This window comes from Hyphomonadaceae bacterium ML37 (assembly GCA_027627685.1).
GTDB lineage: Bacteria > Pseudomonadota > Alphaproteobacteria > Caulobacterales > Maricaulaceae > Oceanicaulis.
Map to the genome: position 1 here is coordinate 1,557,150 of CP091241.1, position 23,084 is coordinate 1,580,233.

A 23,084-nucleotide genomic window follows, 5' to 3' on the forward strand; every position below is an offset into this window, starting at 1 on the left:
AAGGATTTTTCCATGACTGATGATATCCGCGTCGAGGATGACGACGGCGTGCGCCTCGTGCGCTTCAACCGCGCCGCCAAGAAGAACGCCATCACCCGCGCTATGTACACGGCGATGGCAGAGGCGCTCGACGGCGCCAGTGCGGACGCAAGCGTGCGCGTGGTGGTGATCGCGGGCACGGACGGCGTGTTCACCGCGGGCAATGACCTCATGGACTTCATGGAGGCGCCCCCGCATATCGGCGGGGCGGAGACGCCGCCGGTCGAGCATTTCATGCGCGCGCTGATGGGCTGCACCAAACCCGTTATCGCGGCGGTGGACGGGCTGGCGATCGGCATCGGCGTCACTTTGCTGCTGCATTGCGATTTCGCCTACGCCACCGGACGTTCGGTCTTCCGCACGCCCTTTGTCGATCTGGCGCTGGTGCCGGAATTCGGGTCGTCCGTGCTGCTGCCGGGCCTCACAGGCCGCGCGGTGGCCGGCGAATTGCTCCTGCTGGGCGAAAGCTGGGATGCGGCGCGGGCCGAGCGCCATGGACTGGTCAATGCGGTGTTTGCGCCCGAGGCTCTCGAGGGCGAGGTGATAGCGCGCGCCCGCACGCTGGCGGCCAAGGCGCCCGACGCCATGCGCCAGTCCAAGGCGCTCATTGTGGCCGGTCAGGCCGCGCTGATGGATGTAGTCCGCGCGGAGGGCGAAGTCTTCGCTCACCAGCTGGCCTCGGCGGAATTCAAAGAAGCGGTCACGGCCTTCCTGGAGCGCCGCCCCCCGGATTTTTCGAAGGCGGGTTAGCGCCTACACCCGCATCCCCACCGCCACGCCCAGCGTCACCAGCGCGCCCGCCGCCGCCGCGATCAGCACGCCAAAGCCAACGCGCCGCCAGAACATCGCGCGGGCGAGGTCGGCCTGGCGGGGATGGCGGGCGAAGGCGGCATCGGGCAGGGAGTCATGGGCGTCGCCGCCGGGATGGCTGGTGGCCGCGCCCGCGGCGAACTGGCTGAGCCGCGCCATCAGATCGACAGCCAGGCGCGCCGTCGCCTTGTCGTGAAGCTGCAGATGCAGCGCGCCCTCGCCATGGCTGAGTCGTTTGCCGGCGATCATGGTGGGCGCCTCGGTCCGCGTCAGCTTGGAATAGCGGCGCACCTCGTCTGACTCGGCGTCCTCGGCGTCCGGCTTGTCGGCAGGCAGGCCGAACAGCACCAGGCGCATCACGAACTCGGCGAGATTGGCCCGCTCCAGAAGCTTCACCCGCTCGGCACGTTCAATGCCGTGGCCCTGCGCCAGCGCCTCGCCCAGGCGCTTGATGCGATAGGCGGCGGCCAACGGCTCCTCCACGCCTTTCAGGGCGGCGGACGAGACCTTTTCCGGCGCCGGACCGAACAGGCGGCCCATGCGGGTGCGGGTGTCGCGCGGCGGCTTGGCGGCGACGAACGGACCGCGCACCACGCCGCCAAAGCTGCGCAGGCAGGCGTCGAAAGCCTGGCGCGCCGCGCGCACGGCGGCCGAGTGGCGCACCTTGTCGGACAAAAGATCGGACGATAGCAGCCGGTCGGCCTGCCACAGGCTGCGTGCGGCGGCTTCCAGCGAATCTGACGCCGTCTGCGCATCGAAGCTTGCGCCGGGGACCGCGTCGGCGAGATTTTCGCGCCGGGTGAGCGCGGCTTCGGACTGGCGCTTGAGGGAGAACAGGATCAGATCGAACTGGGCGTCGCGATCGCGCGGCCAGTCATCGCGCCGCCAACGGCCGAGCTGGAAGTACCAGCGCGATGCGCCGCGCTGCAGGCGCGTGTTCAGGTCGCGGCTGAAATCAAGCTGCTCTTCGGCCGGCAGCAGGTCGAAGAAGACCTCGACGAAATCGAACAGCAGGAGATTGGCGGGCACCCCATAGGGTCCATGCTCGAAAACAGTGCCAGCCGGCGCGGGACCGCTGAGCTCGAACAGCCAGCCGACGCCCGCTTCCGCGGCTTCGGCGTGGGCGGGCAGGCGCGCTTGCAGATACGCGTCCGCCATGCGCTTCTGGGCGCGCCGGGGCAGGTCCTTGACGGTGCGTTGCTCATTGGCGTTGTCGATGGCGCGTTGAACTTGAGCACGCAGCGCGTGCTCGGCGTCCAGATGACGCTGCGCGGCGTCGCCGGGCTGGAGCAGCAGGTCGCGCGCCTCTTCCTCGAGCGCGCGGTAGTCATGCAGATGCAGATCGTCATGGAACAGATCCCCGCACCCGATCCGCGCCTGATAGCGTTGGCTGAAAAGCTCGGTGACGCTCATGACCGGTCCATCCCGGCGAGCAGAGCTTCGCGCGTCAGGGTGAAGCCCGAGGCGATCCATGCCTCTTCCAGCGCCTCCAGCTTCGCGCCCAGATGCGGGCCAGACATGGCGCCCGCCGCGATCAAATCATGGCCGGTCACCGGAAAGCGCGGACGGGTCCATCGGGCAGCATGGGTGAGGGCGGGTGAGGCGTCCTCGCCGGTGCGCGCTTCATCCAGGCGCAGGCGGTCTGCGACGGTTTGCGGACCCAGCACGTAAAGCGCGCGGCCAAGCTCACGATCGCCCATACCGGCCCGCACCGCGCCGGCGCGCGCCGGCGCCGGTCCGCTCATGGCGGCCAGCCGGGCGGTCTCAGCCCGCGAGGCTTTCATGCGTGCGCTCAAGCCAGCCACGGCGTCCCCATCCTGCCCGGCCAAGGCTGCCATGCGAACAAGCGCATCAGCGGGCCGGACCTTCCCTCGGTCACTGTTAATTAAGCTTAAGAAAAGCTTGAAGTCGAGTGTTCCGGGCCAGATCACCCCCAGAACGTGGCCTTTGTGCATCGCCTCTACCACACGCCCGGGATCGGGCGCAGCGAGCAGTTTCTTGAACTCTTTCCAAACCCGCTCGGCGGACAATAGCCTGAGCGTTGCCGCTTGCGCCTCACAAGCGCGCCGCCCTTCCGGGTCAAGCGTTCCGCCCATCCAGGCGCCGAAGCGGTAGAAGCGAAGGATGCGCAGATAGTCCTCGGCGATGCGCGCCAGCGGGTCGCCGATGAAGATCACCTGTCCGGTGCGGGCATGGGCGACGCCCCCGAAAGGATCAAACAGGGTTCCGTCGCGCCGGGCATAGACGGCGTTCATGGTGAAGTCGCGCCGGGCGGCGTCTACGGCCCAGTCCTGCGTGTAGGCGATCACGGCCCGCCGCCCGTCGGTTTCGACGTCCCGGCGCAGGCTGGTCACTTCGATGGGCTGCCCGCCGACGATGGCCGTGACTGTGCCGTGATCAATGCCGGTGGGCTCAGCGCGAATGCCCGCCGCTTCCAGCGCCTGCACAGCCGTTTCCGGGCGCAGGACGGTGGCCACATCGATATCGCTGACCGGCTCGCCGCGCAGGGCGCTGCGAACGCATCCCCCGACAAAACGCGCCCGGTCGCTGGCGCCAGGGCTCAGGGCATCCATCACCGCGCTCACCGCCGGCGCGGTCAGCCAGGGGTGGTCATGCGGATCGAGCCGAACCTCCCCCATGGCGCGCCTCAGCGATCAGGGCCAGGGGCCGGCTCGGGGGCGGGGTCTGGCGCCGGTTCGGGAACCGGCTCCAGATCCGGATCGCTGGGACCGGGATCATTGGGGGTACGGTGCTGACCGGGCGAATCGCCACGCGGTCCCAGATGACCCGGCGGGGTCCGCTCGCGCTCGATACGCGGCGGTGCGAAGTCCCCGTCAGGCTCGCCATCGTCAGAGGCGATCAGCGCCAGCGTCGTCACCGTCACCATCACGCACGCCGCGCCCGCCAGCGACAACAGACCGATAGGCGCATGTCCCTGATGGCTGCGCACGCGCGCAGCCGCGTACCAGACGATGAAGGGGATGATGAAGGCGAGGGCGGAAATCAGGATCATGCGCATCATCGGGCGGCCTTTCCGGCGAATTGCGGGCCGCCTGGGCGGCCCTCGGCGTAGCGCCGCGAGAGGGCGCGCAGCATGCCCGCCGTCGCGCCCCAGATATAGCGCCCCTGCCAGGGCATGGCGTAATAGCGCCGCAACATGCCGCGAAACTCGCGCTCTTCCAGCCGGTGGTTAGCCGGATTCATCAGGAAGTCGAAGGGCGCTTCAAACACTTCGGCCACTTCGCCGGGATCGGGGTTCAGCGTGAAGCCCACCCGGGTCACGCCCACGAACGGCGTGACCTCGAAGCCGGTGACCGTCTCATAGCTCTCCCAGCGGCCCAGAAGCGTGATGCGGTCCGGCGTCAGGCCGATCTCTTCTTGAGTTTCGCGCAAGGCGCACTCAGCCAGCGTTTCGCGCCCCGCCATCTGACGTCCGCCGGGAAAACTCACCTGACCGGCATGAGCCTGAAGGTGATCAGCGCGGCGTGTGAACAGGATCCGCAGCGCGTTCTCATCCTGCACCAGCAAAGCCAGCACCGCTGCAGGGCGCAGCACCCGTCCGCTGGGGGACGGTTCGCCATTGAGGTCGCCATCGCCATGCCGGGGCGCAGGCATGCGCGCATCCACCGGGTCCAGAACGGACTCGAGACGGGCGAGGATATCTTCAGAGTTTACCCTGGCGGCAGAGGCGCTCATGCGGCGGGACCCAGCGGGAAGAACACGCCCCGGCTCCACACGCCCATCACCGGCCTGCCGGCCTCGTCCTGGCCCGGTACGGCCAGGGCGGCGAGGTCATAGAAGGCCGCGCGCGTGATAAGCGCCTCCAGACGTCCGCGGATCAGCACATAGGGGTCGGGGGCGCCATCAGGGCCGGTCTCGACGCGGATAGGCTGATCTGTGCCGGCCATGACCGCGTCGTCGAGATTGGTGCGGAAGGCCAGCCTCTGATCCTCGCCCTCGCCGGAGCGTTCGACGGCCACCGCCAGAAACGGCGCGGCCTCGACCTGGATGCGGATCTTCTCCACCGGCGTGACCAGATAGGTCTCGCCATCGGCGTCCTTGCGCAGGATGCGCGCAAAAAGTCGCACCATGCGCTCGCGGCCGATGCGGGTTCCCTCATGCCACCAGCTGCCATCGCGGCGGATGACCAGGTCCATCTCGCCGCAATACTCCGGCTCCCAGCGCTCCACGGGCGGATAGCCATTGGCGCCGCTGGCGGCCTCTGCCGCCTTGAGGAGCGACTGCATTGCATCTTGGTCATGGTCAGGCCCGGCCATGGACACCTCGGCAGGCTGCGGCCATGTTTGGCCAAGGACGTCTTGCTCCAAAGGATTTAGGGCCATGACCAGCGCGATGAAAGACTCCGGCGACATTGCAGCGCGGGCGGACGCAGCCGCAGCGCGCCTTTCGGAGGCCCGTGCGTCCATCGCACGCTCTATTATCGGGCTTGATGAAGTGGTCGAACGCACGCTCGCGGTGATCCTGGCCGGCGGTCACGGATTGCTGGTCGGCGCACCCGGTCTGGCCAAGACGCGGCTGGTCCACGCTGTGGCCGTGGTGACCGGGCTGGAGGACAAGCGGGTGCAGTTCACGCCGGATCTGATGCCGGCGGATATTCTGGGCTCTGAAGTGCTTGAAGAGGCGCCTGGCGGCAAGCGCGCTTTCCGCTTCATCCCCGGTCCCATCTTCTGCCGCCTCCTCATGGCCGACGAAATCAACCGGGCGAGCCCGCGCACCCAGGCCGCGCTGCTGCAGGCCATGCAGGAAGGGTTCGTCACCATCGCCGGCCAGCGCCACGACCTGCCCAAACCCTTCCACGTGCTGGCCACCCAGAACCCGATCGAGCAGGAGGGCACCTATCCGCTGCCCGAAGCCCAGCTCGACCGGTTCCTGATGCAGATCGACGTGCCGTACCCGTCACGCGAAGAAGAGCGGGCGATCCTGCTGGCCACGACCGGAACGGATGAGGGCGAGGCGGTCGCCGTCCTGTCGCCGGACGAGATCGCCGGGCTGCAGCAATTGGTGCGCGCCATGCCGGTGGGCGATGCGGTGCTGAACGCCATCCTGGCGCTGCTGGAGCGCGCGCGGCCAGACCGATCTGAAGACGCCGAGGTGCGCGAGGGCGTCGCCTGGGGTCCGGGACCCCGCGCGGGTCAGTCATTGATGCTGGCCGTGCGCGCCCGCGCCCTGCTGCAGGGCCGTCTGGCGCCGTCGACCGAGGATGTGATCGCGCTGGCCGAGCCCGTGCTCAAGCACCGCATGGCGCTGACCTTCGCCGCGCGCGCCGACGGGCTGGCGGTGGAGGCGCTGATACGGCGCCTGGCTGCAGAAGCAGCCTGACGCGCGAGGAGCCAGAACACCTGTCCATGGCCGCATCCAAAAAGCCCCGCACCCATGACCGGCTGCGCCGAGAGGCGGCGCGGGCCGCATCGCGCTTTCCCGCCTTGCTGGCTGAGGCCGAGCGCATCGCCGCGACTGTGGCGTTCGGCGCCCATGGCCGCCGGCGCGCCGGCTCGGGCGAGACCTTCTGGGAATATCGCCGCCACCGGGTTGAGGACGGCGCACGCTCGGTGGACTGGCGCCGGTCAGCGCGCGGCGACCAATTGTTTGTCCGGGAAACCGAATGGGAAGCGGCCAACGCCGTCTATCTCTGGCGTGACGGGTCTGCGGGCATGGACGCACAGAGCGCCGGCCTGCCGACCAAGCGAGACCGGGCGGCGGTGTGCCTGATCGCCTGCGCCAGCCTGCTGGCGCGCGGCGGCGAGCGGGTGGCCGCGCTGGGCGAAACCGGCCGGGCGCGCTCCGGCCAAGCCGGTCTGGAGCTGACGGGCCGCGCTCTGGCTGATGGTCCCGGCGCGGTGGCGAGTGTCGAGGCGCCGGACCTGCAGCGCCACGCGCGCCTGGTGCTGGCGAGCGACTTTCTGGATCCGCCCGAGACGTGGGCGCGGCGTCTGGCGGCGCTGTCTGCGGCGGGCGCGCGCGGCGTCATGCTGCGCATCATTGATCCGTCGGAAGAAGATTTCCCGTTTGAGGGCCGCACACGCTTTGACCCGGCGGGCGGCGGCGAGTCCCTGATGTTCGGTCGGGCGGAGTCCGCGCGGGCGGGGTATGCGCGCCTGTGGGCCGAGCATGGCGCAGCCTTGAGCGATCTCGCCCGGCGCACAGGCTGGACGCTGATCACCCATCGCACCGACCGCCCGGCGGGCGCCGCCGTACTGGCGCTGTATCAGGCGCTGGACGGGGGCGTGTGATGCTGAGCCTTGGCCCGCTCGCTTTTGCTGCGCCCTGGGCGCTGGCGGCCCTGGTGGTCCTGCCGCTGCTATGGATGCTGCTGCGCGCGACCCCGCCGGCGCCGCGCACGGTGGTGTTCGCCCCGATCCGTTTGCTGCAGCGTCTCGCCCGCACGCCCGAAACGCCGCAGACGACCCCTTGGTGGCTGGTGCTGTTGCGGCTGCTGCTGGCGGCGATGATCATTCTGGCGCTGGCCCGTCCTGTCTGGCAGCCCGATGCGGGCGCCGGCTCCACCGATCCGCTGCTGGTCATTGTCGATGACGGCTGGACCGCCGCCGCAGCCTGGCCCGGTGCCGCTGCTGAAGCGCGCGCCCGGCTGGATGCGGCGCGGGCCGATGGCCGCCCGGCGGCGATCCTGTTCACCGCGCCCGCCCCGCGGCGCGGCGACACGCTGCGCTTTCTGGATGCACGCGAGGCCGTGTCGCGTCTTGAAGCCCACGAGCCGCGCGCCTGGGCGCCCGACCGGGCCGAAGCCGCTGAACGCCTGGCGGCTGCCCTAAGCGCCGAAGGCGCGCCTTCGCGCATCGAGACGGTCTGGATCAATGACGGCGTGAGTGGGGGCGAGGGCGATGCGGCGCTGGCGCGGACGGCGCAGGCGCGCGGACCGTTGCGGGTGCTGATGCCGCAGCCGGGCGCCGGGCCGCTGGGCCTGTCAGCCGTGGAGGCCCAGCCGGATGGGTTCGAGGCTGTGGTCAGCCGCACCAGCGACAGTGGGATCAGGCCGGTCGCCGTGACCGCACTGGGCGCGGATGGACGGGCGCTGGCGGTGGCCGATGGCGAGTTTGCGGACGGCGACCGGACGCTGCGGCTGGAAGCCCGCCTGCCGCTGGATTTGCGCAACCGGATCACCCGGGTCCAGATCGACGGCGAAGCCTCCGCCGGCGCGGTGCAGGTCACCGGGGATCGCTGGCGCCGGCCGCGCGTAGGCCTGCTTGAAGCCGAAGGCGGCGGAGGCGAAGGCCAGCCGCTTCTGTCTGATATTCATTATGCGCGGCAGGCGCTTGCGGGCATTTCCGAACTCGTGGTGGATGATCTCGATACGGTGCTGGAGGCCGAGCCCGCCGCGCTGGTGATTGTGGACGCCGCCAGCGCCCAGGACCCGCGCCTTGTCGAATTCCTGGAAGGCGGTGGGCTGATCGTGCGCTTCGCCGGCCCGCGCCTGGCGGTGCGCAGCGGCGAGCTGGTGCCGACGCCCCTGCGCGAGGGCGGTCGTCTGTTCGGCGGCGCCATGGCGTGGGACGCGCCCCAGGGCATTGCCGCTTTCGCCGATGACAGCCCGTTCGCCGGGCTCGCGCCATCGCCTGAGGCGCGCGTGACGCGGCAGGTACTCGCGGAACCCGGACCGGCGCTGGATGCGCGCGTCTGGGCGCGGCTGGAGGACGGCACGCCGCTGGTCACAGCAGACCGGCGCGGCAATGGCTGGCTGGTGCTGTTCCACGTCACGGCGGGTCCCGACTGGTCGAGCTTGCCGTTGTCGGGCCTGTACCCGGCTATGCTGGAGCGCGTCCTGGCCCTTTCGGGCGGTGCAGCGGCCCAGCCCGCGCAGGTGCAGGGCGGCGCCTGGCGGCTGGAGCGCATGCTGGACGGGGCGGGGGCGCTGACCGATCCGCGCACCGACGCCGACCCGATCCCGGCGGAAGAATTCCATCTGGCCCGGGCAGGCGCCCGCACCCCGCCGGGCATTTACGCCATCGGCGCGGCCAGCGCGCCGCTCAATGTGATGCGTCCGGGCGAGACGCTTGAGCCGCTGTCGCGCGATCTGCCAGGCGCCGTCTATGAAGCACGCGGGCAGGGGCGGGAGATACGCTTTGCTGGCGCGCTGCTGGCGCTAGCCTTGCTTGTCCTCGCCCTCGATGCCCTGATCGCGCTGACCCTGTCGGGGCGGATGCCGCGGGTGGCGATGCCGCGCGGCGCGGCGGCGATTGCGGTCCTGGTCGGCGCGAGCATCGCGTTGTCCGCCCCGGCCGAGGCCGACGACGCCGCCAACGCTCTGGAGGTGCGCTTCGCCTATGTGCTGACCGGCGACAGCCGAATCGATTCCATCAGCCGGGCCGGGCTGGAGGGCGTGTCGCGCGAAGCCCGGCGGCGCAGCGCTGTGGAGCCGGGCGCCCCATCGCCGGTGAATATCGAAACCGACGACATTCTGTTCTTCCCGCTGGTCTATTGGCCGCTGACGCTGGATGCGCCGGCTTTGTCGGATGAGGCAGCCGCGCGAGTCAGCGCGTATCTTCAGGGCGGCGGGCTCATCGTGTTTGACACCCGCGACGGTCGAGACAGCGCCGGCGCCGGGCAGCCCCATCCCGGCCTGATGCGCACGCTGGAGCGCATCAATGTGCCGCCCCTGCAGCGCATCGGTCCCGATCATGTTCTGGGCAAGACCTTCTATCTGCTCAGGGACTATCCCGGCCGCTATGCCGGTGGCGAGGTGTGGGTGGAGGCCAGCCGCGACGGGTCGGCGCGCGACGGCGTGTCCGGCCTGATCATCGGGTCGGCTGACTGGGCTTCGGCCTGGGCGGCGGATGAGACGGGCCGGGCGCTGGCGCCGGTGGAGGGCGGAGAGCGCCAGCGCGAGCTGGCCAACCGGTTCGGCGTCAATCTGGCCATGTACGCGCTCACAGGAAACTACAAGGAAGACCAGGTGCATGTGCCGGCCATCCTGCAGCGGCTGGGGCGCCAGTGATGGATGCGACCAGCCTCATCTTTGCGCCGCTGATCCCCGCGCCGGTGATCGCTGTGCTCGCGGCGCTGGCGCTGGCGGGCGCCGGGGTGGCTTTGGCGCGCGGTCTCAAGGGCTGGCTGTGGCGGACGCTGGCGGCGTTGGGGCTCGCGGCCGCGCTGATGAACCCGGCTTTGGTGCGCGAGGCGCGCGAGCCGCTGACTGATATCGCCCTTCTGGTCGTGGATGACAGCGCCTCCATGGATGTGGACGGGCGCACTGCGGCTGCGGAAGCCGTCGCCGAGGCCGCGCGCGCGCTCGCCGAACGCGACGCCTCGCTGGAGCTGGTGGAGGTGCGCGGCGGGCGCGCCGCCGACGGCACACGCCTGATGGAGACAGTCCAGCGTGGGCTCGCCGGCATTCCGCGTGAGCGTCTGGCCGGGGTGATCATCGCGTCTGACGGCCAGGTCCACGACGCGCCGACCGAGGGCGATGCGCTGGGTCTGACCGCGCCCTTGCATCATTGGGTCACCGGCGACCCGCAGGCGCGCGACCGCCGCCTGATCATTTCCGAAGCGCCGCGCTATGGCCTGGTGGGCGAACTGGTCAGCTTCACCTTGCGGGTCGAGGACGAGGCCGATGAAGGCGGGACCGCTCTGGTGACCCTGTCGGTGGATGGCGGCGAGCCCATCGAGGCGCGCGTGGCCATTGGCCGCGAGGTGCAGGTGCAGGCGGAAATCCGCAATCGCGGAACCAATGTGGTTCAGATCGAGGTGGAGGCCGGCTCTGAAGAGCTGACCCTGGTCAACAACCGCGCGGCGGTGAGCGTGACCGGGGTGCGTGACCGGCTGCGCGTGCTGCTGATCACCGGAGAACCCCATAATGGCGCAAGGGCCTGGCGCAACCTTTTAAAGTCCGACCCGAGCGTGGATCTGGTGCATTTCACCATTCTTCGCCCGTTGGATCGCGATGACTCTGTGCCCGCCGACGAGCTCGCCCTGATTGCGTTTCCGGTGTTCGAGCTGTTCCAGATGCGCCTTGGCGAGTTTGATCTGGTGATTTTCGACCGCTATCGGCGCCGGGGCATTCTGCGTCCGCTCTATTTTGAAAACATCGCCCGCTACGTGGAAGAGGGCGGCGCGCTGCTGGTCACCACGGGGCCGCCGTTTGCCGGTCCTGACAGCCTGGCGCGCACGGCGCTGGCGGGCGTGCTGCCGGCCTCTCCGGACGGAACGGTGATCGAGACGCGGTTTACGCCGCGCATTTCTGAAGCTGGCGCACGCCATCCGGTCACTGCGCCTATGGCAGGCGGCGAGGCGGGCTGGGGCGACTGGCACCGGCGCATCGGCGCGCGGGCGGTGGCGGGCGAGACCGTGCTGGAAAGCCCGGACGGCGCGCCGCTGCTGACGCTGGCGCGGGCCGGGGAAGGGCGCGCGGCGATCCTTCTGTCCGATCAGGCCTGGCTATGGGCGCGCGGCTATGATGGCGGCGGGCCGCATGACGAGCTGTTCCGCCGTGTGGCCCACTGGCTGATGGGCGAGCCGGAGCTGGATGAGGAGCGCCTGACCGCCAGCGTGTCGGGCGGTGAGCTCTCGGTGACGCGCACCACGCTCGCCGATTCCGCCCCGCCGCTGGAGATCGAATGGCCGTCGGGCGCCGGTCAGGTGCTGGACATGGAAGAGGTGGAGCCCGGGCGCTTCACGGCGTCCACAGAGGCGGCGGAACAGGGACTGGTCCGCCTGCGCTCGGGCGATCTGACAGCCGTGACGGCGTCCGGCCCGCTCAATCCGCGCGAATTCACTGATCTGCGCCCCGATCCCGAAGGTCTCTCCGCGCTGGCCGACGCCAGCGGCGGCGGGGTGTTCATGCTGGGATCGGACGTTAGCGTGCCGGACCTGCGCCGCACCCGCGCCGGTGTGCGTCAGGCCGGGCCCAACTGGGCCGGGCTGCAGCGCAACGAGGCCTATGTGGTCACCAGCGCCGAGCGCACGCCGCTGGCGCCGGGGCTGCTTCTGGCGATCCTCCTGATGGGCCTGCTGGGCGGCGCCTGGCGCCGCGAGGGACGCTAAGCGATTTGGCGTCCGCATCCCGGCACGCTAGCGTGCGCAGCGGCTGACTCGCGGGAGGGTATGACATGCGCATCATTCTGATAGGACTGGCGGTTCTGGCGCTGGCCGGCTGCGAAGACGCGGCTGCGCCTGCGGCGCCTGCAGCGGCCCCCGCAGAGCGCCTCTTTGAAGGCGGCGTGATCTATACCGGCGGCGATGACAACCGGCAGGTGGAGATGGTGGCGGTCGCGGGCGGCCGGATCGTGTGCGCTGGCGCGGCCGGGGCCTGCGAGGCCCATGCCGGCCCCGCGACTGACCGCATTGATCTCAATGGCGCGGCGATGTTTCCCGGCTTCACCGACGCCCATGTGCATATCCTCGGCGTGGGCCTGCGCGAGCTGAACCTCAATCTGGAAGGCGTGGGATCCATTGCCGAGCTGCAGGCGCGCGTCGCGGCCGCCGCTGACGGCGCCGTGGACGTGGTGGCCGGGCGCGGCTGGATCGAGACGCATTGGCCCGAAGGCCGGTTTCCCACCGCTGCCGATCTCGACGCCGTCGTGCCGGACCGCCCCGTGGTGCTGGTGCGTGCGGACGGGCATGCGCTGGTCGCCAACTCCGCGGCCCTCGCCGAAGCAGGCGTGACGGCGGAGACGCCGGATCCCGAAGGCGGTGAAATCCTGCGCGACGCGTCCGGCGCCGCGACCGGGATGATCATCGACACCGCCATGGCGCCCTTCTCCATCTTCCTGCGTGAGCCTGAGGGCGAGGCGCGGGTGCGCGCCTATGAGGCGGGCGCGCGCGTGCTGGCCGCGTCAGGCTGGACCGGCGCGCATTCCATGTCGGTGCGCTATGACGACGTGGATATCCTCGTGCAGCTGGCGCAAGAGGGCCGTCTGCCCCTGCGCGTGCATGTCTTCGCCAATCCCGAGCATTATGGCGACGTGGCCGCGCGGGCGCCGCGGGTGGAAGCCGATGGCCGGGTGACCGCCAACGGGATCAAATTTTACATGGATGGCGCGCTGGGCTCGCGCGGCGCAGCGCTCCTGTCGCCCTATGACGACTCGCCGGGCTCGACCGGCTTGTTCATTGCGCGTGACGAAGCGAGCCAGGCGATGATGCGCCGGGCGCTGAAAGATGGCGTGCAGATATCCGCCCACGCCATCGGGGATGCCGGCAATCACCGCTTGCTCGACTGGATGGAGGCGTCTCTGGACGCCGTGCCGGCGGGCGAGCGCGCGCGGCCCGAGCCGCGCTGGCGCGTGGAACACGCCCAGGTGCTGCACCCGGACGATATTCCGCGTTTTGGCGATCTGGGCGTCGTGGCGTCCATGCAGCCCAGCCACGCCATTGGCGATCTGCATTTTGCGCCGGCGCGCATCGGGTTGCAGCGCCTGGAGGGCGCCTATGCCTGGCGGTCGCTGGTGGAGAGCGGGGCCATAATCGCAGGTGGATCCGACGCGCCGGTGGAGCGGGGCGAAGCGCGTATCGAATTCTACGCCGCCGCGGTGCGCCGCGATCTGGAGGGCTTTGCGGGCGAAGGCTGGAATCTGGATCAGGCGCTGGAGCGCGATGACGCGCTGAAGCTGTTTACACTCTGGCCGGCATGGACCGTTCATCTTGACGGAGAGCTGGGCGAGATCGCCATGGGCCAGCGCGCCGATTTCAGCGTGTTCGACACCGATCTGATTTCGGCGCCCGATCTCGATCTGCGCGATGCCCGCCCTGTGATGACGGTCATCGATGGCGCTGTGGCGTGGCGCGCCGATGCCGAATGACCATCGCCCTTGAGGCGGGCGTCCGAACCGGGTGAACTGCACGCCGGACGCCGCTCCGTTTTGCCGCCTGCTCAGGAGACTGCCCGCATGTCCCAGCTTGATGACGCGTTTTCCGGCACCAAGGCGGTCGCCGACGCGCTGAAATTCGATCAGCGCGCGCTGGAAACGTGGATGGACCAGCATGTGGGGGGCTTTGCCGGACCGCTCACCGTGGAGCAGTTCAAGGGCGGGCAATCGAACCCGACCTACAAGCTGACCACGCCGCGCCACGCCTATGTCCTGCGCCGCAAGCCGCCGGGCAAGCTCCTGCCCTCGGCCCATGCGGTGGAACGCGAATATCAGGTGATGAAGGCCTTGGGCGGGCAGGGTTTCCCTGCTCCGCACATGCATGCGCTGTGTGAGGATGAAAGCGTTATCGGCACGGCGTTCTACGTGATGGATTTCGTCGAGGGCCGGATATTCTGGGACGCCTATCTGCCCGATCTCGCGCCCGCGCAGCGCGCCGCGCTCTATGACGCGTCCAACGCCACGCTGGCGCAATTGCACGCCATCGACGTAGAGGCGGCGGGCTTGTCCGATTATGGCCGTCCGGGTAATTATTTCGAGCGCCAGATCGCGCGCTGGACCAAGCAGTACAAGGCCGCCGAAACCGCGCCCATCGCGGCCATGGACCGGCTGATCGACTGGCTGCCGGCCAATGCGCCGCAGCAGGACCGGATCAGCGTGGTCCATGGCGACTATCGCCTCGACAACATGATCTTCCACCCCACCGAGCCGCGCGTCATCGCGGTGCTGGATTGGGAATTGTCGACGCTGGGCGATCCGCTGGCCGACTTCACCTATCAGCTCATGCAATGGCGCACGCCCAAGGAAATCCGCTCCGGTTTTCTGGGTGTGGATCTGAAGGCGCTGGGCATCCCCACCGAAGACGAATACGTGGCCGCCTATTGCCGTCGCACCGGGCGTGACGGCATCCCGAAACTCGATTTCTACATTGCCTACAACATCTTCCGCCTGGCCGGCATCGCCCAGGGCGTGTATGCGCGCGGGCTGCAGGGCAATGCCTCCAATGAACGCGCCAAGGAGCTGGGCGCACTGGTGGCGCCGATGGCTGACTATGCGTGGAGCATTGCAGAGAGGGCGTAAGCCTCAGCCCAGATGCGCGATGAACGGCGCGGCCAGCGCCAGCGCCATCACGGTCTCGAACCCTATCGCGCCCGCATTATAGCCGGTGACGGTCTCCTTTTGCCGGTCCAGCACCATGGACGCCGCGCGGCCTATCGCCATGCCGCCCCAGTACAGCGCGACCGCGAAGCTGGCGCCCATCACCGCGCCCGCGCCGGCCTGGGCGCTCATGGCGAGGGTCAGCAGCACCGCGCCATGGGCCAGCACCAGCGCGCCGCCATAGCTGGCGCGAAATTCGGCGAAGCCGCCTTTCCAGCGCGGATCGGGCGCCAGACGCACCACGCTCGCGCCCCATTGCGGCACGATCAGGCTGAGCAGCCCCATGCACGCGCCAATCACGGCTGCGGCCGCCGCGATGATCCATTCTACCGGTAAGTCCATGAAACCGTGTCCCCGAATTGGCGTCTGTCTTACAAGATAGAGCGCGTTTCAGGATCGCAAAGCAACCAGGCGTGCGCCTCAGGGCTTGATGCCGAAAGGCATGTTGAAACCGGGCGGCAGGGACATGCCGCTGGTGGCCTCGCCCAGCACTTTGGCCTGTGCGGTCTCGGCCTTGCGCCGCGCGTCCGCGTGGGCGGCCTTGATGAGGTCTTCGAGCACTTCTTTTTCGTCCGGCGTGACGATGGACGGATCAATCGACAGCGTGCGCAGCTCGCCCTTGGCGGTGAGGGTCACGCGCACCAGACCAGCGCCCGCCTCGCCGGTCACTTCCAGCGTTTCCAGCCGTTCCTGCGCCTCGCGCATGCGCTGCTGCATCTCCTGGGCCTGCTTCATCAGGCCGGCAAGGTCCTTCATCGCTTGGTCTCCTGGCGGTCTTGGGCGGGTTTGGCGGGCGAGGGCGCCGGTTCCACGGCGATCAGCTCGGCGCCGGGAAAGGCGGCCAGCGCGCTGACCATGGCGGGGTCTTTCATCACCGAGTCGCGTTCGGCCTCCGCCTCGCGGCGGCGGCGGTCATGGATGGTCTCCTGACCGTTCTTCGCCGAGCTGTCGACCAGCCAACGCGCGCCGGTCTGGTCCTGAAGAAAGCGCGCCAGCCGCCCGCCGAGATCGGACGGCGCGCCGGGGGCGGGCTCATAGGCGAGGGCGCCCGGACGCAGCGAAACCAGTTTCACATAGCGCTCCACATCGAGCTTCAGCCCGATTTCGCGCGCGCCCTCAATGTCCGCGATCAACTCTTCCAGGCTTTCCGGCCCGGGCAGTCCATCGCTGATGGGCTCGTCGTCCTCCTCAACATCGTCATAGCCCGGTGCAGCCTCTGGCGCCGGGGCGGGGCGGTTGAACGGGACGATCCGGCCTTCGCTGGCGGCTTCGCGCGCCTCCGGATGCTCCGGCGCGCGCGCGGAAGGGGCGGGCTGCGCCGCCGCCGGTGTCCCGACGCGCGGGGCGCCCGCCAGCAGGCGCGCCGCGTCCTCGGGCGAGGGCAGGCTGGCCGCGCTCATCAGCCGGATCACCGCCATTTCGGCGGCCGAAGACGGGTCCGGCGCGGTGCGCACATCGTCGAGCCCGGTCAGCGCCGTCTTCCACAGCCGCCCCAGCGAGGCCAGCGAATGGGCGTCTGACAGCGCCGCAAGGCGCGCGATCGTCTCTTTCGCCTCGCCCAGATCGGCGTCGGCTCCGGCGGCTTTGAGCCGCGTCATGGCGTGCAGATAATCGAGCAGGTCGCGCATCAGCACGACCGGGTCGGCGCCCGAATCATATTGATGGCGCAACTCGGACAACGCGTCCGCGGCCCGGTGCTCCAGCGCGGCGGCCAGAAGGTCGAGCACCCGCGTCCGGTCAGCCAGGCCCAGCATGTCGCGCACCTGGGCGGCGGTCACCGCGCCGCCGCCTTCAGCTTGCACGATGGCCTGATCGAGCAGGGAGAGCGCATCGCGCACCGAGCCTTCGGCGGCGCGGGCGATGGCCATCAGCCCTTCAGGCTCCACCGGCGCGCCTTCGGTTCCGCAGATCCTGGCCAGATGGTCGGCCAGCACCGCCCTGTCCACGCGCTTGAGGTCAAAGCGCTGGCAGCGGCTGAGCACCGTCACGGGCACCTTGCGGATCTCGGTGGTGGCGAAGATGAATTTCACATGCGGCGGCGGCTCTTCCAGCGTTTTCAGGAGCGCATTGAACGCCGAGGTGGACAGCATGTGCACCTCGTCAATGATGTAGACCTTGTAGCGCGCGCTGACGGGCGAATAACGCAAGCCGTCCAGCAATTCGCGGATATCGCCGACGCCGGTGCGCGAGGCGGCATCCATCTCCATCACGTCCACATGGGAGGATTTGGTGATGGCGGCGCAATGAATGCCAGGCGGATCCAGATTGATCGACGGCGCCTTGACCGTGTCGGTTTCGAAATTGAGGGCGCGCGCGATCAGGCGGGCCGTGGTTGTCTTGCCGATGCCGCGTACGCCGGTGAGCATGTAGGCGTGAGCGATGCGCCCGGCGGCGAAGGCGTTGGTGAGGGTGCGCACCATCGGCTCCTGGCCGATGAGGTCCGGGAATGTCTGGGGGCGGTATTTGCGCGCGAGCACCTGATAGCCCGCGCCGCCTGACGGCGCAGGCTCGAAGCCGGGCAGGGCAGGGCCGCTATCGTCAACGGCGTCAGGGCCGGGCTCGGCGTCGTCCATCATGGGATATCAGGCTCCCGCGCGTGCGAACCCGAACGTACGGGCCTTGAAAGAGGCGGAAGGTGGCGGAAGGCCGAACGGCGACCCGAACCAAAACTCGTTACGGCTGCTTCCTTCCGGACCTGACCGGGTTGGCGAGGGGCTCGTCCGCCGCCGACCTTCCTGCCGATGATTATCGGGGCTGGCCGGTGGAGATGCAAGCGGGCGGCGCTGCGCCTTGTGGTCGGCGAGCGGGTATTCCAACATTTTAATGACGGTTTTTGTGCGCCGCCGCATACTCGCCGCGATTGTGCCCTTTTTCACTTATAGGACACGTTCAGCAGCAGGGGCGCCCGGCGCGGATCTGCAGCCTCATCGCAAGTGTGCCGGCGCGGCCCGTTGAGGCGCGCGCCGCCGATTTGCCGCCTTGTACCGGATTGAGCTTCGCGCGGTGACAGCGCAGCGGGGCAGAAAGAGTTGCACCATGGACCAGGACAGCCGCTTCATCACTCTGGCCTTCCGCATGTGGCGCGAGGTCAAGGAAAATGATGGCGCAACACTGCCCGCACACCTTTTGGCCGCTGTGGCCAGCGTGCCCAGCGCCGATTGGGATGATCTGACCTCGAAGCTGGCGCTGTGGCGCTGGGTTCATGACGGCATGAACAGCCCGGACGCCAAGCCGGAACCGGCCGACAAGCTGGTCTATTCGATCTATCGCGACGCGCTGCGTCTGGCGAACAAGCCTGACTATGCCCAGGTTGTCGATGACCAGACAGATTTCTTCGCCGAAATGCTGTCGGACGCCCGCGCGGCCTGACGCGGCGCTGACCCTGACGGCTTTCTCAATTCCGACTGGGGTGACATAAGCGGCGCGTGACCGTGTGGGGGAGCGCGCCATGATCATCCGTCTGCCAATCATCTTACTGTTTGCACTGCTGACGGCCTGCGGGCCGCAAAGTGCGCCTGACGTTGCACCCGTTGATCCGTACGCGGCAGAGCGTCCGATCCGGTTTGCCGCATTGATGGAGCGTGAGCGCCCGTCGGCCGATCACAGGATCGCCTACGGACCGGGCGAGCATCAGTTTGGCGAGCTCTGGCTGCCGGAAGGGCCGGGGCCGTTTCCCCTTGTCATCATGATCCATGGCGGATGCTGGCTGGCTAGCCTTCCCGGGCTGGAGCTGCAGGATCTGACAGCGGGTGATCTGCGTGCACGCGGCCTGGCGGTGTGGAATCTGGAATATGCCCGCATCGGGCACGACACGGGCGGTTGGCCCGGCACATTTCTCGACGTCGCGGCCGGCGTAGATCATGCGCGCACGCTGGTCGATGACCATGCCATCGACCTGGATCGCGTTGTGTTGGCAGGACATTCCGCCGGCGGGCATCTGGCGGTCTGGGCGGCGGGGCGCGCACGAATCGCCGACGGACCGCTGGCGCCGCAGGCGCCATTGCCGGTCGCCGGTGTCGTGTCGCTGGTGGGCATTCTCGATCTGGAGGCTTTCGCGGCAGACGGTCCCGGACGCTGCGGGGAGCCGGAGACCGTGACGTCGCTCGTCGGACCGGATCGCGGCGCTGACGCCTATGCCGATTCATCCCCGGCGCGCCTGCTTCCGCTGGGCGTTCCCCAGGTGGTCATCTCGGGCGAACTTGACGCCATCATTCCCCCGGCCTTTGGAGCCGGTTATGCCCAGGCGGCAGAGGCTGCGGGCGACCCGGTGCGGGAAATCATCCTGCCGGGCGCCGGGCATTTTGAACTGATCGATCCGGCCGCTCCGGCGTGGATGGTCATCGTGGACGAGATTGAGCGCCTGCTGACGCATGAGGTGGATGAATGAGTGTTTTGTGGCGGGTTGAAGCGCGTGGGTCCATGACCGCGTTGCGTCCGGTTCTGGCCGCGCTGGACGCCGTCCCCGAGCCGCTGGCGCTGAGCTGGTCGCTGTTCGAGGATGGATCGGAAACAGCGGGGCGCCTCGATATTCTGTGCGAGACGGTGAAGGCTGCCGAGGCCATGGCCGCGACGCAGGGGCTGGATGCGGCTTCCATCACCGTCCACATCGCGCCGCTGCCCGAAGAAGACTGGGTCGCGCTATCGCTGAAAGGTCTGCCGCTGGTGCGGGCGGGGCGGTTCGCAGTGTACGGCGCCCACGCGGCGGCGGATCTGGCGCCGGGCTGCATCGGTCTGGAGGTCGAAGCCGGTCCGGCCTTCGGGACCGGACATCACGCCACGACGCGCGGCTGCCTTGAGGCCGTGGACGTGATCGAGCGCGAGGGGTTCACACCCGAGAGTGTTCTGGATCTGGGCGCGGGCTCCGGCCTGCTGGCCATCGCCGCGGCCAGGCTGTGGCCCGGCGCGCAGATCATCGCCACGGACATTGATGCCGAATCTGTCGCCGAAACGCTGGTCAATGCGCAGAAGAACAGCGTGGGGCCGCAGATCGAGTCGATTGAGGCCGATGGCTATGACCATCCGGTGTTCGACGGGCGGCGGTTCGACCTGATCTTCGCCAATATCCTGGCCGGTCCGCTGATCACGCTGGCTCAGCAGACCGCCGCACACCTGGCCCCCGGCGGGCGGTTGATTCTCGCCGGACTGCTGGACGAGCAGGCAGAGCGCGTGTCTGAGGCCTACCTGGCCGCCGGTCTGACCCCATCCACCACGCACTCGCTGGATGGCTGGACCATTCTGGTTTTCCGCGCCTGAACGCTGGCCGCCGGACACGAAAAAGGCGCGCGCTGTACAGCGCGCGCCTTGTCGTCTTTGTATCAGCAACGCCTAGAGCTCGCCGCCGTCCTCGTCCGCAGGTTCTGCTTCAGCATCATCCTCGGACGGCGCCTCTTCGTCTGCGGGGGCTTCGCCAGCATCTTCCGCGGCGTCCTCAGCCGGGTCAGGCATGACCTCTTGCGAATTTGCCGCAGCCTCAGCCTCGGCGTCCGCCACGTCGTCTTCGCCCGCCGCGGCCTCGGCAAGCGGGTCGGGCAGGGCCAGAGGATCGTTATCCTGGCTGCGCATGTAGGCGATCACGTTGATGCGGTCATCCTGGCTGCGAAGACCCGCAAAGCTCATGGACGTGCCCGGGACATAGCCGCGCGGGTTTTCCAGATACTCGTACATGTTCTCGAACAGCCAGCGCGTGCCGCCCGAACCGTATTCAGTCATGGCGCCCGAATAGTTGAAGCCCGCCACCTCCGCGACGCCGCGGCCCATCACGCCCCACAGATTGGGGCCGGTGCCGTTCGCGCCGCCTTCATTGAAGGTGTGGCAGGCCGCGCAGCGGCGCGCTACGCGCTCGCCGGCCGACAGGTCGGCGCTCGCCAGCAGCACGCCGAAATCGACCGGGCCGCTGGGCTCTTCTGCAGCGGGGGCAGACGTTTGGAGCGCCGAGAGATCGATCGGATAGGCGAGCTCAGCGTTGTCGCCACCGCCAAATACGATGTTGGACAATTCGCCCAGCGCCATCATGAACAGGGCCACGGCGAGGATCACACCCGCCACCTTGTTGAAGAAAAGATCGCCCATCAGCGCCCTCGAGAGATTTCAATGATTACGGGCCGGGTGTTTGACACGCCCCGCCCGGCGAAGCAACCGGTACACACGCCTGTTCCATGTACCCCATGCAGCCCCGGCGCGGACGCGTCACAGGGTCGCGCCATCATCGCGGCCGAGCCAGCGCTCGATGAGCAATCTGGAGATGGAGAAGTGTCGCGGCGCCCAGTTGGCCATCGCACCGTCATAGAGCTCGCGCACCTCGTCGCGGGTGAACCACCGGGCGTCTTCCAGGTCATCGTCCGGCTGCACCTCGCCGTCTTCGACTTCGGCCAGAAAGCCGATCATTAGCGCGGAAGGGAAGGGCCAGGGCTGGTTGGCGACGTATTCGGTGCTGAGCACTTTGAGGTGCACTTCTTCGGCCGTTTCGCGCGCACAGGCCGCCTCGAGCGTTTCGCCCGGCTCCACGAAGCCGGCGAGTGTTGCGTACATGCCTGGCGGCCAGCTGGGCTGGCGGCCCATTACACACCGGTCACCCGAATAGGGCAGCAGGATAATCGACGGATCGGTGCGCGGATAATGCTCCATACCGCAGGACGGGCAGGTCAGGCGAAGCCCGCCGTCGAAGAACTCGTTCTTCGAACCGCAATTGGAGCAAAAACGCCTGCGCCCGGACCACATGAGGATGGAGCGGGCCCGCCCGAAGACGCAAGCCAGCTCCGGCGCCAACTGCATGGCCGTCATGCGGAAATCCGGGCCGCGCTCGGCAACGCCGTTTTCCAGCGCGCCAGCAAACCAGGGCGCGCCGTTTTGCAGGCCGATGAAGATCAGGCCGGGCCATTTCAGCGCCAGGCCGGAGGCGATACCCGCCGGCAGAACCAGCGGCGCGCCGTCATCCGCCAGAGCAATCGAGCCCCCGGCGAACAGAACCGCGCGGCCCTCGGCGTGCACATGCTGCTGCGCCATCCAGTTGGGGTTCGCCCGCTGCAAGCCGGCATGGTCGAGGAGGGAATCAGTGAAGGTCAAGCGCATGCGGGCCATGTAGCGCGGTTGGGGAGATTCGGCCAGATCAAGGTCGGGCGGCGCACCTTGCCGCTGGTTCATTAACTGTTTGAAATATAATGGCCTTTTTGGTCGTTGTGGCGCCACATTTACCCATCTTCAGCCACACTTTCGCCGGTGTGCGTATTTTGTTCGCAACGCTCGAGTGCGACTGACGGTATCTGCTCACCGAGCCGCTTGCGGGAATTCGGGCTGAAGCGTTTGTCTTGTGGCGAGCCAGACGCGTTCCGGCTCTAACAACAAGGACAACAACTCATGAAAACGATTCTCCTCTCCACGGTCGCAGCGCTGGTTTTCGCGGCGGGCGCCTCGGCTCAAGACGGTCGCTCCCACATCGGCGGCGGCGTCGCCCATTACGACGCTGACGGCGCGAACTTCAACGCCATCTACCTGCGTGGCGGGTTCGACGTGACCGAATTCTTCGGCGTTGAGGCCGAAGGCCAGATCGGCGTTCAGGATGATGAAGTGAACATCGGCGGCGGTCTGACCGCTGACGTGGGCCTGAACTACGGCGTCGCCGGCTTCGGCAAGCTGCAGTTCCCGGTGTCCGAGCAGTTCTCCGTATTTGCTCGCGCCGGCTATGCTTGGGCTGAGTTTGACGCGTCCGCAGCCGGCCTGACCATTCAGGACGATGCTGACGGCCTGGCCTACGGCGCGGGCGCCGAATGGGCGTTCTCCGGCCCGAATGCGGTCCGTTTTGACTACACCCGTTACGACTTCGAAGGCGAAGGGAACGTGTGGTCGATCGGCTACGTCCGCCGCTTCTAGGTCGAAACCGCCCGGCTGATCGTGGCATGAAGGCCCCTGCGCTGCGGCGTAGGGGCTTTTTGCGGCCCTGCGCTTGACGCGAATGCGAGTGAGTCGCAAGATGGCGATCCCGGAACGCCAGAAGGACTCGCCATGCCTCATGCCAGCGCCCAGGTCATCGCCTTTCCCGGCCCGCGCAGCCTGGCTCAGCGGGCAGGGCCGGCGCGCGGCCCCGGGCCGAGCCCCCTGTCCGATTCTGTGCGTGACTGGCTGATGACCCAGGAGACCGTGATCGGCCACTGGCGCGAGCGCCTGGTCGCCGAGGGCGCAGACTGGCGCATGGTAGTCATCCTTGATCAGCACGCGGCCTTTCTGCGTGAGGCTTGCGAGCTATAA

General features: G+C 68.5%; 22 protein-coding genes and 1 other RNA gene. 12 read left to right on the forward strand and 11 right to left on the reverse strand.

Annotation, left to right across the window (positions count from 1 at the left end; all coding sequences use genetic code 11):
* The first annotated feature begins 12 nt into the window (after positions 1–12).
* On the forward strand, positions 13–789 hold the full coding sequence (locus L2D01_07640) for an enoyl-CoA hydratase (GenBank protein WBQ08776.1): 777 nt from the start codon (positions 13–15) through the stop codon (positions 787–789).
* Positions 790–792: 3 nt separating this feature from the next.
* Here L2D01_07640 and L2D01_07645 read toward each other — a convergent pair whose 3' ends face one another.
* Genes L2D01_07645 through L2D01_07665 form a run of 5 tightly spaced genes read right to left on the reverse strand, consistent with a single transcriptional unit; the run spans position 793 to position 5,096 of the window.
* A complete protein-coding gene (locus L2D01_07645; protein WBQ08777.1) occupies positions 793–2,262 on the reverse strand; it encodes a hypothetical protein in 1,470 nt (489 codons plus the stop codon).
* Positions 2,259–3,488 carry a CCA tRNA nucleotidyltransferase gene (locus L2D01_07650; GenBank protein ID WBQ08778.1) on the reverse strand — a complete coding sequence of 410 codons (1,230 nt, stop codon included), beginning with the start codon at positions 3,486–3,488 and terminating at the stop codon, positions 2,259–2,261. Before L2D01_07650 ends, L2D01_07645 begins: the two co-directional genes overlap by 4 nt.
* An 8-nt stretch (positions 3,489–3,496) precedes the next feature.
* Positions 3,497–3,862, reverse strand: a complete 366-nt coding sequence (locus tag L2D01_07655; GenBank protein ID WBQ08779.1) for a hypothetical protein — start codon at positions 3,860–3,862, stop codon at positions 3,497–3,499.
* A gap of 5 nt (positions 3,863–3,867) precedes the next feature.
* Complete coding sequence (locus L2D01_07660) at positions 3,868–4,545, reverse strand: CoA pyrophosphatase (GenBank protein WBQ08780.1); 678 nt, start codon at positions 4,543–4,545, stop codon at positions 3,868–3,870.
* Complete coding sequence (locus L2D01_07665) at positions 4,542–5,096, reverse strand: DUF1285 domain-containing protein (protein WBQ08781.1); 555 nt, start codon at positions 5,094–5,096, stop codon at positions 4,542–4,544. The genes L2D01_07660 and L2D01_07665 overlap by 4 nt, the downstream gene beginning before the upstream one ends.
* A gap of 94 nt (positions 5,097–5,190) precedes the next feature.
* Here L2D01_07665 and L2D01_07670 point away from each other — a divergent pair, with 94 nt between their 5' ends.
* From L2D01_07670 to L2D01_07695, 6 genes are all read left to right on the forward strand, one after another.
* Positions 5,191–6,189: a MoxR family ATPase gene (locus L2D01_07670; protein ID WBQ08782.1), complete on the forward strand. Its 999-nt coding sequence runs from the start codon at positions 5,191–5,193 to the stop codon at positions 6,187–6,189.
* A gap of 26 nt (positions 6,190–6,215) precedes the next feature.
* A complete protein-coding gene (locus tag L2D01_07675; protein ID WBQ08783.1) occupies positions 6,216–7,100 on the forward strand; it encodes a DUF58 domain-containing protein in 885 nt (294 codons plus the stop codon).
* Positions 7,100–9,820: a DUF4159 domain-containing protein gene (locus L2D01_07680; GenBank protein ID WBQ08784.1), complete on the forward strand. Its 2,721-nt coding sequence runs from the start codon at positions 7,100–7,102 to the stop codon at positions 9,818–9,820. Before L2D01_07675 ends, L2D01_07680 begins: the two co-directional genes overlap by 1 nt.
* Positions 9,820–11,865 carry a hypothetical protein gene (locus L2D01_07685; protein ID WBQ08785.1) on the forward strand — a complete coding sequence of 682 codons (2,046 nt, stop codon included), beginning with the start codon at positions 9,820–9,822 and terminating at the stop codon, positions 11,863–11,865. The genes L2D01_07680 and L2D01_07685 overlap by 1 nt, the downstream gene beginning before the upstream one ends.
* A gap of 65 nt (positions 11,866–11,930) precedes the next feature.
* Positions 11,931–13,619: an amidohydrolase gene (locus L2D01_07690; protein WBQ08786.1), complete on the forward strand. Its 1,689-nt coding sequence runs from the start codon at positions 11,931–11,933 to the stop codon at positions 13,617–13,619.
* A gap of 87 nt (positions 13,620–13,706) precedes the next feature.
* On the forward strand, positions 13,707–14,765 hold the full coding sequence (locus tag L2D01_07695; GenBank protein WBQ08787.1) for a phosphotransferase family protein: 1,059 nt from the start codon (positions 13,707–13,709) through the stop codon (positions 14,763–14,765).
* Positions 14,766–14,768: 3 nt separating this feature from the next.
* Here the strand turns inward: L2D01_07695 and L2D01_07700 are convergent, their stop codons facing one another.
* From L2D01_07700 to ffs, 4 genes are all read right to left on the reverse strand, one after another.
* Positions 14,769–15,185, reverse strand: coding sequence for a hypothetical protein (locus tag L2D01_07700; protein ID WBQ08788.1), 417 nt, complete (start codon positions 15,183–15,185; stop codon positions 14,769–14,771).
* A 78-nt stretch (positions 15,186–15,263) separates the two neighbouring features.
* A complete protein-coding gene (locus L2D01_07705) occupies positions 15,264–15,599 on the reverse strand; it encodes a YbaB/EbfC family nucleoid-associated protein (GenBank protein WBQ08789.1) in 336 nt (111 codons plus the stop codon).
* Complete coding sequence (locus tag L2D01_07710; protein WBQ08790.1) at positions 15,596–17,419, reverse strand: DNA polymerase III subunit gamma/tau; 1,824 nt, start codon at positions 17,417–17,419, stop codon at positions 15,596–15,598. Before L2D01_07710 ends, L2D01_07705 begins: the two co-directional genes overlap by 4 nt.
* Before the next feature lie 61 nt (positions 17,420–17,480).
* Positions 17,481–17,579: signal recognition particle sRNA small type (gene ffs / locus L2D01_07715), an RNA gene on the reverse strand.
* Between the two features lie 300 nt (positions 17,580–17,879).
* On the opposite strand from ffs, the gene L2D01_07720 reads away from it, so the two are divergent.
* The 3 genes from L2D01_07720 (at position 17,880) to L2D01_07730 (ending at position 20,096) form a co-directional block, all read left to right on the forward strand.
* Entirely contained in the window at positions 17,880–18,212 is a 333-nt protein-coding gene (locus L2D01_07720; GenBank protein ID WBQ08791.1) for a hypothetical protein, read from the forward strand.
* Between the two features lie 79 nt (positions 18,213–18,291).
* Complete coding sequence (locus L2D01_07725) at positions 18,292–19,230, forward strand: alpha/beta hydrolase (GenBank protein WBQ08792.1); 939 nt, start codon at positions 18,292–18,294, stop codon at positions 19,228–19,230.
* Positions 19,231–19,262: 32 nt separating this feature from the next.
* Positions 19,263–20,096 (forward strand): 50S ribosomal protein L11 methyltransferase, encoded by an 834-nt coding sequence (locus tag L2D01_07730; GenBank protein WBQ08793.1) that lies wholly within the window; start codon positions 19,263–19,265, stop codon positions 20,094–20,096.
* Positions 20,097–20,168: 72 nt separating this feature from the next.
* Here the strand turns inward: L2D01_07730 and L2D01_07735 are convergent, their stop codons facing one another.
* Positions 20,169–20,912, reverse strand: coding sequence for a cytochrome c family protein (locus tag L2D01_07735; GenBank protein WBQ08794.1), 744 nt, complete (start codon positions 20,910–20,912; stop codon positions 20,169–20,171).
* 117 nt (positions 20,913–21,029) lie between these two features.
* Positions 21,030–21,983, reverse strand: coding sequence for an NAD(+) diphosphatase (gene nudC / locus L2D01_07740; protein ID WBQ08795.1), 954 nt, complete (start codon positions 21,981–21,983; stop codon positions 21,030–21,032).
* Between the two features lie 213 nt (positions 21,984–22,196).
* Between nudC and L2D01_07745 the strand changes: the two genes are divergently transcribed.
* Together L2D01_07745 and L2D01_07750 are read left to right on the forward strand one after the other, a co-directional pair.
* Positions 22,197–22,709 carry a porin family protein gene (locus L2D01_07745; GenBank protein ID WBQ08796.1) on the forward strand — a complete coding sequence of 171 codons (513 nt, stop codon included), beginning with the start codon at positions 22,197–22,199 and terminating at the stop codon, positions 22,707–22,709.
* 132 nt (positions 22,710–22,841) lie between these two features.
* The gene (locus L2D01_07750) at positions 22,842–23,084 is read left to right on the forward strand and encodes a hypothetical protein (protein WBQ08797.1); all 243 of its coding nucleotides are present in this window, start codon (positions 22,842–22,844) and stop codon (positions 23,082–23,084) included.